Genomic DNA, 14,023 nt, shown 5'->3' with positions numbered 1-14,023 from the left:
TTTTGCATCGGTACTATCTCGTGCTATCTAGACTACGCGCTGATTTTGGCATTATCTTTGAACGTGACCCAGCCGCCCGTAACTGGCTAGAGGTCTTATTTTGCTACCCCGGTTTGCAAGCCCTAATATTCCATCGGCTGGCGCACTGGCTGCATAGTATTGGTGTTCCCTTTTTACCCCGCTTGATTTCCCATATAGGTAGGTTTTTCACAGGAGTGGAAATACACCCAGGGGCGACAATTGGCCAAAGTGTGTTTATTGACCACGGTATGGGGGTTGTGATTGGGGAAACAGCCATAATCGGGGATTATGCCCTGATTTATCAAGGTGTCACTTTGGGCGGAACTGGTAAACAAACTGGTAAACGCCACCCCACCCTAGGGGAAAATGTGGTAGTGGGCGCAGGAGCCAAAGTATTAGGAAATATCCAAATTGGTAATAATGTCCGCATTGGTGCGGGTTCAGTGGTTCTCAGGGATGTTCCTAGTGATTGCACAGTGGTGGGGGTACCGGGTCGCATTGTTTATCGTTCCGGGGTGCGAGTTGCTCCCCTAGAACATAACAACTTACCAGACTCGGAAGCCCAAGTAATTCGCGCCTTGGTAGATCGGATTTCATCATTAGAAACAGAAATCCAAAACCTCAAAGATGGTCAGTCTGTGACAAAAACTCATGTTTTGGCGGTTTCTGTGATCTCCAATCCCGATGATTTACCCCCCGATGCGCCCTTGTGTAGCCTCAGAGACAAAGAAATACAGCAATTTCTCGATGGTGCCGGAATCTAAGGGTTAAGTTCTTCAACTAACCAGTTTTTCTCTCCATCTAGGCGGTAAATTCGCCGGTTTTGTGGTTCCCCACGCAATTGTAAATGCTCTACCTGCACAGGTTCAAGTAGTAGTAGGTAAAAATTCCCTACCGGTTGGGTGGGATGAGGTGCAGGTGGGTTAAAGGCCTCTGGTTGATCTATCCTGGGTTTACCCGGATGAGGCCAAGCAAATTGTAACCGCGCCCCATCGCTTAGTTGTTGCCAAGTTTTCATCCGCGCTTGTTGGAGGAGAGAATTATTATCCTCACTTCCCACTATCTTTAAGCACCCAGAAAGGCGAAATTGTTCCCTGGTGTTGGGGAAGTACCAACAAATTTCTGCCCAGGGTTGTTGTTTAATGTGGTTGATTTTCTCACTGCGTCCATCGGTAATCAATTTTACCTGGTTACTATCTTCCAAAAAGCCACGAAAAACCACGGTACGATTTGCAGGGCGACCGTTTTCTTTGACTGTGGCTAGTTGGAAGTAACGAGAGTATACAAGGCTGCGATTTTGATGCAGTCCACGGGCGATCGCACTGCGCCAAGGAGCAACATTACTCATTGCTTAAAAATTTCTCCACACAACGCACAAATATTTCTACACCCATAGCTAAGGCTGTTTCATCAAAATCAAATCGGGGATGATGATGGGGATAAGCCAGATTTTTCTGGGGGTTAGCAGCACCCAGGAAGAAATAACAGCCAGGAACTTCTTGTAAAAAGAATGACATATCCTCACCGCCCATGGTTTGACAGGTGGGGACAATACCTAAAGGGGTTTCTACTACCGCCGCTGCTACTGACCTGACTAATTCCGCCATATGAGCATCATTAATTACGGGGGGGTAAAGACTCCAGTATTCTAAATCATATTTTGCCCCATGACTTTGGCAAACCCCGGCAATGATTGACTCAACTCGCTGATGAAAGAATCCGGCTAAATCTGGGTTAAAATACCTGATAGTACCACTCATGCGGGCGGTATCAGCAATTACATTTAGTTTTGTCCCGGCGTGAAGTTCTCCCACTGTGACGACGGCGGAATCTATGGGGTTGACGTTCCGGGCGACAATGGTTTGTAGGGCATTGACAACTTGGGCAGCAACTACGATAGAATCAATGGTTTGATGGGGCATGGCACCATGTCCACCCTGACCTAAAATGGTACAATTAAAACATTCTACAGATGCCATTAACGCCCCTGGGCGCACTCCTACTGTACCTAATGGTAAATTATTCCATAGGTGCAGTCCAATGATGGCATCTACATCGGGGTTTTTTAGTACCCCCTGTTTAATCATCGGTTTGGCTCCCCCCGGGCCTTCTTCCGCTGGTTGAAAGATGATTTTGACAGTGCCACTCAAGTTGTGACGGTGCTTGTGTAAGTGGTAAGCTGTACCTAGGGCGATCGCCGTATGTCCATCATGTCCACAAGCGTGCATCACGCCGTCATGTTGGGATTTATAGCTGACATCATTTAGTTCTTGAATGGGTAAAGCGTCCATATCAGCACGAATGGCTAATACTTTGTCTGGACCGGGTTGATTACCCTGAATTATGGCTACAATACCAGTTTCCGCTATACCTGTCTCATGGTCAATCCCCCATGCTTGCAACTTGCGAGAAACTAACTGTGCTGTGAGTCGTTCTTGAAAGCCCAACTCTGGTTTTTGATGTAGTTGTCTGCGCCATTCTACTAGTTGGGGTTGTAAGGCGCGAATTTCTAGACGAACAGCAGATAAATCAACAGCAGAATCGGGAAAACTAGAAACCATAATTAATCAAGTCCAGGTCGTTTGAGTAAGGTTAAATGAAGATATTTTCCCAGTGTACTCTTGGTTAAAAAGTTCAAGTTGCATAAAACTGGAAACTCTCAGGGGAACAGGGAACAGGGAACAGGGAATGGGGAATGGGGAACACACCCAATACACCCAACACACCCCAGCCTAACCGGAGGGTTAGGCTGGGTTCAAATAATATTCGATGCACTAATCATGACTTGACAAACATCCTCTTAGGGCAAAATTCCTAATTACCTCAATCTTTCCCACTGGAGAGTTGAGGCTACATGGGCAAGTTGATCTAAATCTGCTAGATTATCTAAGTAAGGTAAACAACCTAAAACCGGTGTATTGGTTAAAGATTGAATTAAATCTGACGGGGTTAAATCAGCAATTTCCTCCTCATTCCGGGGTTGCACACAGTTAAGAATTATACCTTTAAGATGTACCTTAGATTGCCGAGCTAATGCTACATTAGCCACAGCTTGGGCGATCGCACCTAGTCGGACTGGTACTACTAAGACTGTAGGTAAGTGCCAATCACCGGCTAAATCAGCCACGGTCAACTCATCGGTAATCGGTGAACCTAAACCCCCTAAAGCCTCTACGAAAACAAAATCACGCTGCGATCGCAATTGAGTGAAAGCTTGCCATACTAAGGCTAAATCCACAGAGCGATTTTCCTTGGCGGCAGCGATGGGGGGGGCTAGAGGAGCGTTAAAATATAAAGGGGTAATTTCCTCCGATGACTGCTGTAAAGAAAATAACCTTTGATATAATTCGCGATCGCCCGTACCTGACTGGATGGGTTTCATGATTCCCCAAGTACGCTGGGGGTAATACTTTTGGTAATAAGCCGCCAAAGCCGTAGTTAAAACAGTTTTGCCAGCGTCGGTATCAGTACCAGTAATAAATAATGTGTTTAACAATGTGTTTAACAATCTCTTCGGCGATTACTTTCTAAATATGCACATATCAGCACAATTGTAATATATTCTCTACCCTAGTCACACCTAAACATTTTTGGGGTGATTTACGATCCAAAATTTCCTCACCCAGTTTATAATTTTCCAGCTAGTATCATAAGAGTATGCCATAAATATTTTACCTTCCCGCAAGAAATTATGAGCCAGTGTTGCTGCATCTGTTCTGACAATGGTTTATCCATCAACAAGACTGCCATATCTGCCACAAGTAAATATATTGAGAAATGTTTAAAGTTTGTATGAAAGCTTAAGAAAAACTCACAGAAGTTTTTTTACCGCATGAGAGTTAAATCTACTAAATATCTAATGATAATATTGCCATGAATGCACATCGAGGATCTGCTGTGCTCAGTTCTGCCAGTTTAAAGGTACAACCAGATATCACAGGGGTGACAGAAAATCATCGCCTGCGACTATTTTCTGGCTCTGCTAATGTACCACTGTCTCAAGAAGTCGCTCGTTACCTGGGGATGGACTTGGGGCCAATGATTCGTAAAAGGTTCGCGGATGGGGAACTATATGTTCAAATTCAAGAATCTATCCGGGGTTGTGATGTTTATTTAATCCAACCAACTTGTAAACCCGTTAACGACAACTTAATGGAATTGCTGATTATGGTTGATGCTTGTCGTCGCGCTTCCGCACGACAGATAACCGCAGTAATTCCCTATTATGGCTATGCTCGCGCTGACCGCAAAACCGCAGGTAGAGAGTCAATTACAGCCAAATTGGTGGCTAACCTGATTACTAAAGCCGGCGCTAGTCGGGTTTTAGCTATGGATTTGCACTCAGCGCAAATTCAAGGCTATTTTGACATACCTTTTGATCATGTTTACGGTTCCCCAGTCATTTTTGATTATTTGGCGAGTAAACAACTGTCAGATATTGTGGTTGTCTCTCCCGATGTCGGCGGTGTAGCAAGAGCCAGAGCATTTGCTAAAAAGCTCGATGATGCACCCCTGGCTATTATCGATAAACGTCGTCAAGCCCATAATGTCGCTGAAGTGATGAATGTCATTGGTGATGTGAAGGGTAAAACAGCCATTTTGGTAGATGACATGATTGATACTGGCGGTACAATTACCGAAGGCGCACGACTACTGCGTCAACAGGGGGCGCGTCAAGTCTATGCTTGTGCAACTCATGCGGTGTTTTCCCCACCAGCTAAGGAACGTTTATCTAGTGGTCTGTTTGAAGAGGTGATAGTTACTAATACTATTCCTATACCAGAATGCGATCGCTTTCCTCAACTAGTAACCCTGTCAGTAGCTAACCTGTTAGGGGAAACCATTTGGCGAATTCATGAAGATACTTCAGTAAGTAGTATGTTTCGCTAGTATACGGTTACAATTTGGTATTAAAAAAAGGTGAAGTAGGAAGTATGATTTTTTCAGCCTTCAGACTTCATTTTTTATTAGTTTCTTCAGGTAGTGGAAACAATATTGTATCTGATTTACTCGCAAATCTTGTGCTTTCCCTTTTGAGCAGCATTAGAATTAAAAGATCCCCGACTTGTCGGGGATCTTTTCTGTGTTTCCATAATTGGTGACTAAATTTGTCAGTATTTTCCTCAGTTGTCAATTGCGAGGTTAATTTTCACTGCTTTGACTAGCCCCAGAGGTAAGAATACCTTCGCGCAACAAATTATCCATATATAACTTGCGGAGAACACGCTGCACTTTAATATGTTTTCCTGGTTTTACCTTCGTTAAGGTTCGCAGCAACAAGTTAGATTCGCCCAGACTTTCGACACCATCTATCAAGGTGGGTTCAAGTACATCTGGATCATTTACTTTTAACTGCTCTCCTATTTCTTCAATCACTTGATACACATAATTTAAATTGCAATTATAAGGTATATCAACTTCTACTACTGCAAATATGTACTGTTTAGAGTAATTAGTAATTGAGCCAATGTCCCCATTACGAATAATTTGTAATTGGCCATTGGGATGTCTGATCCGAGTGGTTCTTAGTTCGATGGCTTCAACAGTACCTTCTATTATTTGATATTCATCTTTCACCATCTCAATATAATCACCTACTAAATAGTAATTTTCAAAAAGAATGAAAAAACCACAAACTATGTCATTAATTAGTGTCTGTGCGCCCAAGCCCACAGCAATACCAACAATACCAGCACCAGCCAGAATAGGAGTAGGATTAATATCGAGAATATAAAGGATAGACACCGCAACGCTGAAGTAGATCAAATATTGCAACAAACTACGAAACAAAGGAATTAGAGTTAAACGTCTACTTTTTTGGGTCTCAGTTAAATTCCTGTCTTTTAATAGCCCGTCTTCCAGTAGTAGGTACATAACTTCAAATACCACACGACTGATGAAGATGATAGTGATGATTTTGATAATTTTTAGACCAAAAGGAGCCAGTTGAGCGATTAACTGTATCTGCTGAACAACCAATGTTACTGTGCAAACGTAGATCACAAATTCCAAACACCGCTTCAGAAAAGGAATTAGGTGTTGGAGACGCTCATAAAATCTCAACAGGTTATCAGGGTCGGAGTATTTGATGGTCAGAGTATCTAGGGTATCAACAATCGCTGCGGCTGCTTTGAGAATGAGTAATCCAATAGCAATAATCAGATATATTTTCAGTCCGATGTACAGGTATGCTGGAACGACTGTTGGTAATTTAAGAAACTGAGTACAAGCAATCAAAACCCATAACCAAATTCCACCTGTGATTCTTTGATTCAAAGCTTTAAAAAAAGTATCAATACTTTGATCATCGGCGGTGTTTTCGCTTAGGTTATGGGCGCGTTTTCTCGCTAGATTTAAGCAATATCTAACCAATTTTGTAGCGATTATTGCTGTAATTACCGCACCAATACTTTGAGCAATTCCAACTCCCAGTTTGATCCAAAATTCTGAAGGAATACGGAAAATCAGGGCTATTGTATATTGTTGAAGGTCTTTACCACGATAGATAAGAAAACCATTAGCAACTACAATAAAAATACACAATAATGAGCAACTAAGTAATAATAAACCAGTAATGTTGCGGCGCAAGATTCTTATTTTTATATCCTCGCTCTGCAATATTGATAATCTGGTCAATAGCTTGAATAACTTACCTACAAGCCATCTTAATATTACAAAAATAATTGCTACCAAACCGACTTCAGCCAAGATGATTAATATATTCACATTTGGTTCGGGAAAGGGTATAAAATTTACTTGGGTTTGATAGGTTTAAATGTGTGAATTACTAAATCTGTAATCTCTCATTTTACCGCTGGTTTATATTTTTCCGGTTCTGTTCTGAGTTCCACACGTAGAAAATCAATACCTTCTTGTTCTAGAAGTTCCAAGATAGATAGATTTAGTTTCTTTTCCGCATCAAAGTAGAGATTGTCATCATTAACAAATGCTATAACTTCAATGACGCGGGCATTATTTTCGATATTTTTGAAACGAATTGTACAGGTAGGAGAAAAGCCAGGAATGGATTTTGGCATTTGTTCAATAGCATCACAAATTCTGGCGGTTTGTTGTGCCGAAATACCGTCAATTTTGAGAACTAAATTCAGTCCCCACTTTAATTCTTCCCCTGGATTTTGTGACCAGTTTTCCACAATTCCAGAAATCATTCGAGAATTGGGCATTTTCATGATCGAACCCCACTTAACTATATGCAGTGTTGTGGTTCTAAATCCAATATTGAGTATCTGTACAAAACCATCCACTCCGGTTATTCCCACCCAGTCACCTTCTCGATAGAGATTATCAGAATAGATAATAACTGTACAAAACCAGTCATAAACAATATCTTTGAACAGTAATCCTAATGTGATACCAGCACCACCGAGTAAGCCAACAAGTGCAGCAGCAGATTGTCCTAAAAATATTTCGCTCATTTTAATTGCGAGTACAATAATTGCTGCCGCTTGAAAAATCTTTGGCATCAAAGGTCTGAGCAATTCATCAAGCTCAGTTTCTGTTTGCAAGATTAAATTAGCAATTAATTGACCTAAAATTGACGAACCGCGATAAACAACATAACCAATAATGAAAATAACTATTAGGTTAAGGAACCTACCGACAGTTTCAGCTAACTTAACACCTAATTCTTCTGCTAGAATTTCCTTAATTAACCAAAATCCCCCAATCAGGATTAACCAATTTAAAGCTGGCTTAATGATGACAATTAATTCATCATCAATGGTAGTTTCTGTTTTGCTCGTAAATTTTTCAATGTTCTTAATGATGACTGCCAGAATAAATCTTCTTAATGTCTGTGTTAGAGTCAAAATAAGGACTACGGTAGCAATTTTAGCAATGGGAATGTTAGAATAATTGATAGTTTTGAGCGTGTTCCAGATAGCTTCCATATTCACCCTGTTAAGTTTTGAGTTTTTCGACTTTACATCACGAAAACAATTAGTATCAAAATTTTACAAATTTTTCTCTCTCGTCTATGTTTAATAGGCAGTGAGATGGCGATCGCAGGGAGGATATTTCCCTAGTTGGTAAACAGTTTATCAGTAGTTGGACAAAACTAAATTTACTTTTTGAGAGAAGGGACCGTAAACGGGGAAGACAAAAAATTAGTTGTGTAATTAATTACTTATTATTGCTTAAACACACACAATTATTGGGTGAGTTTCTATTCCAACTTTTCCACCAGGAAAGATACCCGATAAGTCGGGGATATAAACTCCAACTTAAATTCACTCAAGTGTAGATATTATTACCAGAATGTACACATAGCCTACGCTGCCTTTCTCATGGGTGAGCTATGCTGTTCTTCTCGAAGACGGGTTTCCATTCAATTAATGTCCCCAGCGAGTGGGGACTGATAGGTCAGTACCAGTTGGTCTGAAGAAGTTACTGAGGTTTCCATTCAAATAATGTCCCCAGCGAGTGGGGACTTTCGCAACGAGTCGCGACGAGTCGCGATCTCGGAGTTTCCATTCAAATAATGTCCCCAGCGAGTGGGGACGAATAACATTTTTTGTATATTCAAGTTTAACTACTCCGTTTCCATTCAAATAATGTCCCCAGCGAGTGGGGACGTCGTTGATTACTAACTGCCCCTCGGCAGTCGGTTTAATGTTTCCATTCAAATAATGTCCCCAGCGAGTGGGGACACCACTGCCCGTCGTCAACATAGAATCGGTTCTAAAGTTTCCATTCAAATAATGTCCCCAGCGAGTGGGGACAATGTACTCTGATGGTATCTATCAAGTACCATCTGAGTTTCCATTCAAATAATGTCCCCAGCGAGTGGGGACACGACGATTCCGACTACCCAGTGGAGTACCTGGCAGTTTCCATTCAAATAATGTCCCCAGCGAGTGGGGACTTTTGTGATTCACACAACAGATCCTGCTATGGCAGGTTTCCATTCAAATAATGTCCCCAGCGAGTGGGGACTATAATTGCCGGCGCGGCGGCGTGGTTGTTTCCATTCGATTAGTGTCCCCAGCGAGTGGGGACCTTTGAAATACCAACTAAGTTGGTGCTTCCAGTTATTGTTTCCATTCGATTAGTGTCCCCAGCGAGTGGGGACTATCCGAAAGGGAAGCTGGATTTTTCGATTAGCTCGTTTCCATTCGATTAGTGTCCCCAGCGAGTGGGGACTGCAAAATACTGCTGACACGGTTAACGTTGTTAACAGTTTCCATTCGATTAGTGTCCCCAGCGAGTGGGGACCTCTAACAATTCCGCTTCCTCTGCTCCCGCTTTTGATGTTTCCATTCGATTAGTGTCCCCAGCGAGTGGGGACATACTATAAAAGGATGGGTAGACGGGAAGATAGAGGAGTCTCTATATGACGAGACCCTACTAAACTTTTGGCTAGACACCTTGGGTTTTCCTAAAAAGGGGGAAAGGTTTAAACGAAAATACCAATGTTTCACCATAGTCCACAAAGGGCATAAATTAACGGTAAGGTTTTTCGGTAAGTTTCCATTCAAATAATGTCCCCAGCGAGTGGGGACAGAAGGTCGTGCGTAGCATAGTAAAAAATGTAAACAGTGTTTCCATTCAAATAATGTCCCCAGCGAGTGGGGACTTCGTTTGCTACGCAGTTTGTGGAAGGAAGGTTTGTATAGTTTCCATTCAAATAATGTCCCCAGCGAGTGGGGACCCTAAAAATCTGGGTTGAGTCCGCTTGATATTGACGTTTCCATTCAAATAATGTCCCCAGCGAGTGGGGACTTTAGCGATTCCTCAGCTTCTACTTGCAGCCACTTGTTTCCATTCAAATAATGTCCCCAGCGAGTGGGGACGAAAAGTTCAATGTCAACGTCCGCGTTGATGTCGAGTTTCCATTCAAATAATGTCCCCAGCGAGTGGGGACGTCGAGGATAATACGTATTACCAAATAAAAGAAATTGGTTTCCATTCAAATAATGTCCCCAGCGAGTGGGGACCTTAGTACACAAGTATGCTCGAAAGAGCTCTTGGAAGTTTCCATTCAAATAATGTCCCCAGCGAGTGGGGACTACCAGCTCTGGTAAAAAGCTGCTTAGGATATTCCTGTTTCCATTCAAATAATGTCCCCAGCGAGTGGGGACCCCTGCATTCTAAACCATTACCCTGTAAGAAGTCTAGAGGCAGTTTCCGAGGTTCAGAAAAACCGGCGGCTGAAATGGACTTTACACCAGTTTGTCAAAGGCTGAAAGCCTTATACAGCAAGCGACCGAGGTTCAAAACATTAGAATCACTATTTCAGCTATTTTGATTGAACCTCGGTAATAGTTAACTGGTGCATTAAAACAGCCATTAGGCAATGTTAAAGGCAATGCTCTTAACCTTTGACCCGTCAACAGTCAACAGTCAACCGTCAACCGTCAACCGTCAACAGTTTATCAAAGGCTGAAAGCCTTATACAGCAAGCGACCGAGGTTAATCGGCACTCGTCAGATTGACGATGTCAAAACATTAGAATCACTATTTCAGCTATTTTGATTGAACCTCGGTAATAGTTAACTGGTGCATTAAAACAGCCATTAGGCAATGTTAAAGGCGATGGTCTTAACCTCTGACCCGTCAACCGTCAACGGTTCGACTCCGCTCACCGACCACCGTCAACCGTCAACGGTTCGACTCCGCTCACCGACCACCGTCAACCGTCAACGGTTCGACTCCGCTCACCGACCACCGTCAACCGTCAACAGTCAACAGTTTATACAGCAAGCGACCGAGGTTAATCGGCACTCGTCAGATTGAGGATGTCAAAACGCCATAATCAACGTTTCAGCGATTTTACCTGAACTACCGCTATGGGGGAGCCATTGGTAAAATCAAATAATCACGGAACTGGGGGGTTTAATCACCGGTACACCCACACCCCAAGTTTCTACTTGAGATAAAGTATGTCGAGACAGGGGATAAAACCTGATATTATCCTCCTCTAACTTGATAATTTTCCTTAACCTCCGCTGTAAGTCTTGGTATTTCTGGGTATTTAACTGACATTCAAACACAGAATACTGTACACGCTGTCCATAACCCTCCAACAAATCAGCTACCTTTTTCCGCCGTTTATCCTCCGGGATGTCGTAAGCAATGACATACAAAAACATGGTTAAGAGGGAAGGGGGTAAATATCAAAAACACCTCTAATCGATACGATATGGTTGATAACAGTGGCTGGGATTGTAAACAAACTGCTTAAAAGCTCGCACCTGGTGAGTTAATAAGTCCCACTTAGGTTGTTTAATTCCCTCATCGGTTTGAATTTCCGCGGTCATACGCTGAACAAAAGCCCGTAAAAACTTCTTTCTCCCGGAATTATTTAAATAACAGCCTCCATTTTTAAACTCAAAATCATCTCCAGCATCAACAATATGGCGATTAATTAACCACAGCACCAGAGAATCTACCAAAGGGGCGCGAAATTCTTCAATTAAATCGGAAGCCAAAGCCGCATGACCATCATGTCCCTGATGTAAACACCCATAATAGGGGTCAAGTCCTTGAATTTCAATTAACGCTAACAAGTGATTCCACAATACCTGATAACCAAAACTCAACATGGCGTTGACGGGGTTTCCCGGTGGACGACGACTACGACCGGAGAAAATAAAATCAGGATGAGTCAAGCAGTCACTAAATGCGGTGAAGTATTGTGCAGCACCAGCACCCTCTAAACCCATTAACTTTTCCCATGTATCAGCCTTTACCGCCTCCTGGGCTAGATAGTCTAAACTTTGTAATACTGTTTCCAACACCTCCGACTCTTTTGTTTTTTTGTGTCGTCGCAACAATACACGGCTATTTTTTAACTTTCCCTGGATAATCGCCCTAGCGGTAATTAACTTTTCTATGGGGGATAACTGCTGTTGATAACGTGACAGCTGGCGATATCCCCGGGAAATCGGTAAAATTCTGCCATAGCAATATCCCATGCGGGATAAATAACCAATGGGGATATCTCGCGATAAACAAGCTCGAATAGCTTGAGTTGTCACCTGAGAATAACCAAAAATCAAAATTTGTTCTAAGAGAGGTAATTGCACTTCCCCATAGGAGGTTTCGCCCTGCTTGACAATTAAACTTTCTTGTTGTAAGCAAACATAGCAATTTTGCTCTGAAACATAAAGAGTTTGCATCAGCTGTGACAGTTGATTTTTTTGTGGTGGGAATAGGGAAAAGGTGACAAATTGGTGTGTACTTGATTAGACTCAGAAACGTTTTAACTTAGACTCACCCCTAGAACCATGTTGAGAGTGCTCAGAAAACATTAATTCTGCTTTTTGTTCTGGTTGTAACCACAAAACCACCCTATCCGCCCCAGTACAAACTATATAAGTAGAGAGGGTTACCAGTAAAGTATTTATCATTACTGCTGCTAAACCCAGGGGCGCAATCAGCAAAATTACTAAAGTAATACTCCCATTCACAACAGACACGGAAACATTTTTCACCGTAGCAGAACGCCGAGAAATATACATAATTTTCACCGACTGAATGGATGATATTGACTACCATAGTTTGAAAAAGGGAGAAATACGACAAAAAGATGCTAAATTAGAATCTTATGTATATCTGCTAGAAATCAGCATTGACAATACTTACAGTCAATGTTTAAGAAACTTATGAATATTTTCTTTTTATACTCAGATTCAGGCAGTGTAATTTAGTTGCAAGGTATTTATTTTAACTATGGCCAAGCAGGAAAGAAATCATCCCTATATGGATAATCTGGCCTTTACCCGGTTAATGCTATTAATTGCTACATTATTAAAGTATCCCGGTATAGGTAGTCCAGACTTTAGTAGATGTAGTCAGAATAAACAGCACAATGCAATTGATGCTGTGAGGGTATATCTGCAAAAACTCGCAATAGAACTGAATATAAAATTACCATTGGGTTATCCGTCTGTCGCCACCCTGCGTAAAGATTTAGAAACTCTCCGGCATTATGGTATACTCGGAGACCGGATGTACCGCTGGGGTTATTACCTGGGTACTGGTGCGCTCTCCACTACAGAATTAAAAATAGCTTTTAATGCTTTGGCTTCCCAAGCAGAATATCAAGGTGATGCTCAAGTCAGACGGGTTTATGAAGCTGTCAGTAAAAGATTACGGGGTTTAGATATGGAAATGAAGGGGGAATTTTTTTACCCCACGCGCCAATACCTCAATCGTGCTATTATCTATACTGACCCGGAAGAAATGGCATACAAGGGGGAAAACCGGGATACTTTATTTCATCAGTTATCATTAATCGAAACGGCAATTATTCAAGGACAAGCTGTAGAAATTTACCGCAGTAAAGACCTTTATGGTTCTAACCGCATTGGATATTTTAGAGTTTTTCCTTTACAGTTAATTTACCATGATGTGGCTTGGTATTTACTTTATGAAGCTTGTGAGAGTGAGCATTTAGTGATTGGGCGTTTAAATCGTTTTAGTGATTACTGTGGACTCCTGAAAATACCAGCGCGGGGGTTAGAAAAGCAAAGACAAAGTTTAACCAAAGCTGAGACACTACTGGAAAATGGCTGGGGTTTAAGTTTAGGGGAACTAGAAGACCAAAAGTTAGAACTAGAGGGAAATTTACCATTTATTACTGTGAAGGTGCGGTTTTTCTCCCCAGTATCAGCATTTATTTTAGAGGGTGAGTTACGTCATGTCAAACAAGTAATTACTCCTGGACTGGTTGACAGGAACACGGGTGACTACAGTTATATAGACTATCAAGTGAGTCTCCCACCCCGGTCTTTAAATGAGTTTAGTCTGTGGGTAAATCGGTTTTTAGATAAAGCTCAGGTTTTATCTCCACCGCAGTTGGTAGAAAAGCATCGTTTATCGGCTCAGGCTTTAGTTTCTCGCTATGGTAATATAGTTTATTAAGAGGGGGAACAGGGAACGGGGAACAGGGAACACCGGATCAGGGGGAGGTCAAACAATATTCTATGAGGAAAGGGAACAGGGAACACCGGATCAGGGAACGGGGAACGGGGGAGGT

At 42.1% G+C, this 14,023-nt stretch carries 11 protein-coding genes and 2 CRISPR repeat arrays; of the genes, 3 read left to right on the top strand and 8 right to left on the bottom strand.

Annotated elements, in window-relative coordinates; genetic code table 11:
- Window positions 1-20: 20 nt before the first annotated feature.
- Window positions 21-785, top strand: coding sequence for a serine O-acetyltransferase (gene cysE, locus NWP21_RS11985; protein WP_280792882.1), 765 nt, complete (start codon window positions 21-23; stop codon window positions 783-785).
- On the opposite strand, the gene NWP21_RS11980 is transcribed toward cysE, so the two are convergent.
- From NWP21_RS11980 to bioD, 3 genes are all read right to left on the bottom strand, one after another.
- Entirely contained in the window at window positions 782-1,369 is a 588-nt protein-coding gene (locus NWP21_RS11980) for an Npun_F5749 family FMN-dependent PPOX-type flavoprotein (RefSeq protein WP_280792881.1), read from the bottom strand. The genes cysE and NWP21_RS11980 overlap by 4 nt on opposite strands.
- Window positions 1,362-2,582 carry a M20 family metallopeptidase gene (locus NWP21_RS11975; protein WP_280792880.1) on the bottom strand — a complete coding sequence of 407 codons (1,221 nt, stop codon included), beginning with the start codon at window positions 2,580-2,582 and terminating at the stop codon, window positions 1,362-1,364. Before NWP21_RS11975 ends, NWP21_RS11980 begins: the two co-directional genes overlap by 8 nt.
- Before the next feature lie 257 nt (window positions 2,583-2,839).
- Window positions 2,840-3,529, bottom strand: coding sequence for a dethiobiotin synthase (bioD, locus tag NWP21_RS11970; protein WP_280792879.1), 690 nt, complete (start codon window positions 3,527-3,529; stop codon window positions 2,840-2,842).
- Between the two features lie 365 nt (window positions 3,530-3,894).
- On the opposite strand from bioD, the gene NWP21_RS11965 reads away from it, so the two are divergent.
- Window positions 3,895-4,911, top strand: coding sequence for a ribose-phosphate pyrophosphokinase (locus tag NWP21_RS11965; RefSeq protein ID WP_271734199.1), 1,017 nt, complete (start codon window positions 3,895-3,897; stop codon window positions 4,909-4,911).
- A gap of 252 nt (window positions 4,912-5,163) precedes the next feature.
- On the opposite strand, the gene NWP21_RS11960 is transcribed toward NWP21_RS11965, so the two are convergent.
- The 5 genes from NWP21_RS11960 to csx18 form a co-directional block, all read right to left on the bottom strand.
- Window positions 5,164-6,747: a mechanosensitive ion channel family protein gene (locus NWP21_RS11960; RefSeq protein WP_280792878.1), complete on the bottom strand. Its 1,584-nt coding sequence runs from the start codon at window positions 6,745-6,747 to the stop codon at window positions 5,164-5,166.
- 77 nt (window positions 6,748-6,824) lie between these two features.
- Window positions 6,825-7,931, bottom strand: a complete 1,107-nt coding sequence (locus tag NWP21_RS11955; RefSeq protein ID WP_280792877.1) for a mechanosensitive ion channel domain-containing protein — start codon at window positions 7,929-7,931, stop codon at window positions 6,825-6,827.
- A gap of 429 nt (window positions 7,932-8,360) precedes the next feature.
- A CRISPR array of direct repeats spans window positions 8,361-9,328; the repeat unit is 36 nt; unit sequence GTTTCCATTCAAATAATGTCCCCAGCGAGTGGGGAC.
- Window positions 9,329-9,506: 178 nt separating this feature from the next.
- Window positions 9,507-10,121: a CRISPR direct-repeat array (repeat unit 36 nt; unit sequence GTTTCCATTCAAATAATGTCCCCAGCGAGTGGGGAC).
- Between the two features lie 729 nt (window positions 10,122-10,850).
- The gene (gene cas2, locus NWP21_RS11950; protein ID WP_280792876.1) at window positions 10,851-11,132 is read right to left on the bottom strand and encodes a CRISPR-associated endonuclease Cas2; all 282 of its coding nucleotides are present in this window, start codon (window positions 11,130-11,132) and stop codon (window positions 10,851-10,853) included.
- 36 nt (window positions 11,133-11,168) lie between these two features.
- The gene (cas1, locus tag NWP21_RS11945) at window positions 11,169-12,161 is read right to left on the bottom strand and encodes a CRISPR-associated endonuclease Cas1 (protein ID WP_280792875.1); all 993 of its coding nucleotides are present in this window, start codon (window positions 12,159-12,161) and stop codon (window positions 11,169-11,171) included.
- Between the two features lie 72 nt (window positions 12,162-12,233).
- A complete protein-coding gene (gene csx18 / locus NWP21_RS11940) occupies window positions 12,234-12,503 on the bottom strand; it encodes a CRISPR-associated protein Csx18 (RefSeq protein WP_271734225.1) in 270 nt (89 codons plus the stop codon).
- 211 nt (window positions 12,504-12,714) lie between these two features.
- Here csx18 and NWP21_RS11935 point away from each other — a divergent pair, with 211 nt between their 5' ends.
- On the top strand, window positions 12,715-13,908 hold the full coding sequence (locus tag NWP21_RS11935; protein WP_280792874.1) for a WYL domain-containing protein: 1,194 nt from the start codon (window positions 12,715-12,717) through the stop codon (window positions 13,906-13,908).
- Window positions 13,909-14,023: the final 115 nt, after the last annotated feature.

The sequence above is a fragment of the Anabaenopsis sp. FSS-46 genome, from assembly GCF_029891665.1.
Taxonomy (GTDB): Bacteria; Cyanobacteriota; Cyanobacteriia; order Cyanobacteriales; family Nostocaceae; genus Anabaenopsis; species Anabaenopsis arnoldii.
This window is presented reverse-complemented; position numbering and strand designations above follow the sequence as displayed.

Coding starts and splice junctions, on each gene's coding strand:
- cas2 (WP_280792876.1), bottom strand. CDS start 11,132: ATGTTTTTGTATGTCATTGCTTACGACATCCCGGAGGATAAACGGCGG.
- NWP21_RS11980 (WP_280792881.1), bottom strand. CDS start 1,369: ATGAGTAATGTTGCTCCTTGGCGCAGTGCGATCGCCCGTGGACTGCAT.
- NWP21_RS11965 (WP_271734199.1), top strand. CDS start 3,895: ATGAATGCACATCGAGGATCTGCTGTGCTCAGTTCTGCCAGTTTAAAG.
- NWP21_RS11955 (WP_280792877.1), bottom strand. CDS start 7,931: ATGGAAGCTATCTGGAACACGCTCAAAACTATCAATTATTCTAACATT.
- csx18 (WP_271734225.1), bottom strand. CDS start 12,503: ATGTATATTTCTCGGCGTTCTGCTACGGTGAAAAATGTTTCCGTGTCT.
- cas1 (WP_280792875.1), bottom strand. CDS start 12,161: ATGCAAACTCTTTATGTTTCAGAGCAAAATTGCTATGTTTGCTTACAA.
- NWP21_RS11935 (WP_280792874.1), top strand. CDS start 12,715: ATGGCCAAGCAGGAAAGAAATCATCCCTATATGGATAATCTGGCCTTT.
- NWP21_RS11975 (WP_280792880.1), bottom strand. CDS start 2,582: ATGGTTTCTAGTTTTCCCGATTCTGCTGTTGATTTATCTGCTGTTCGT.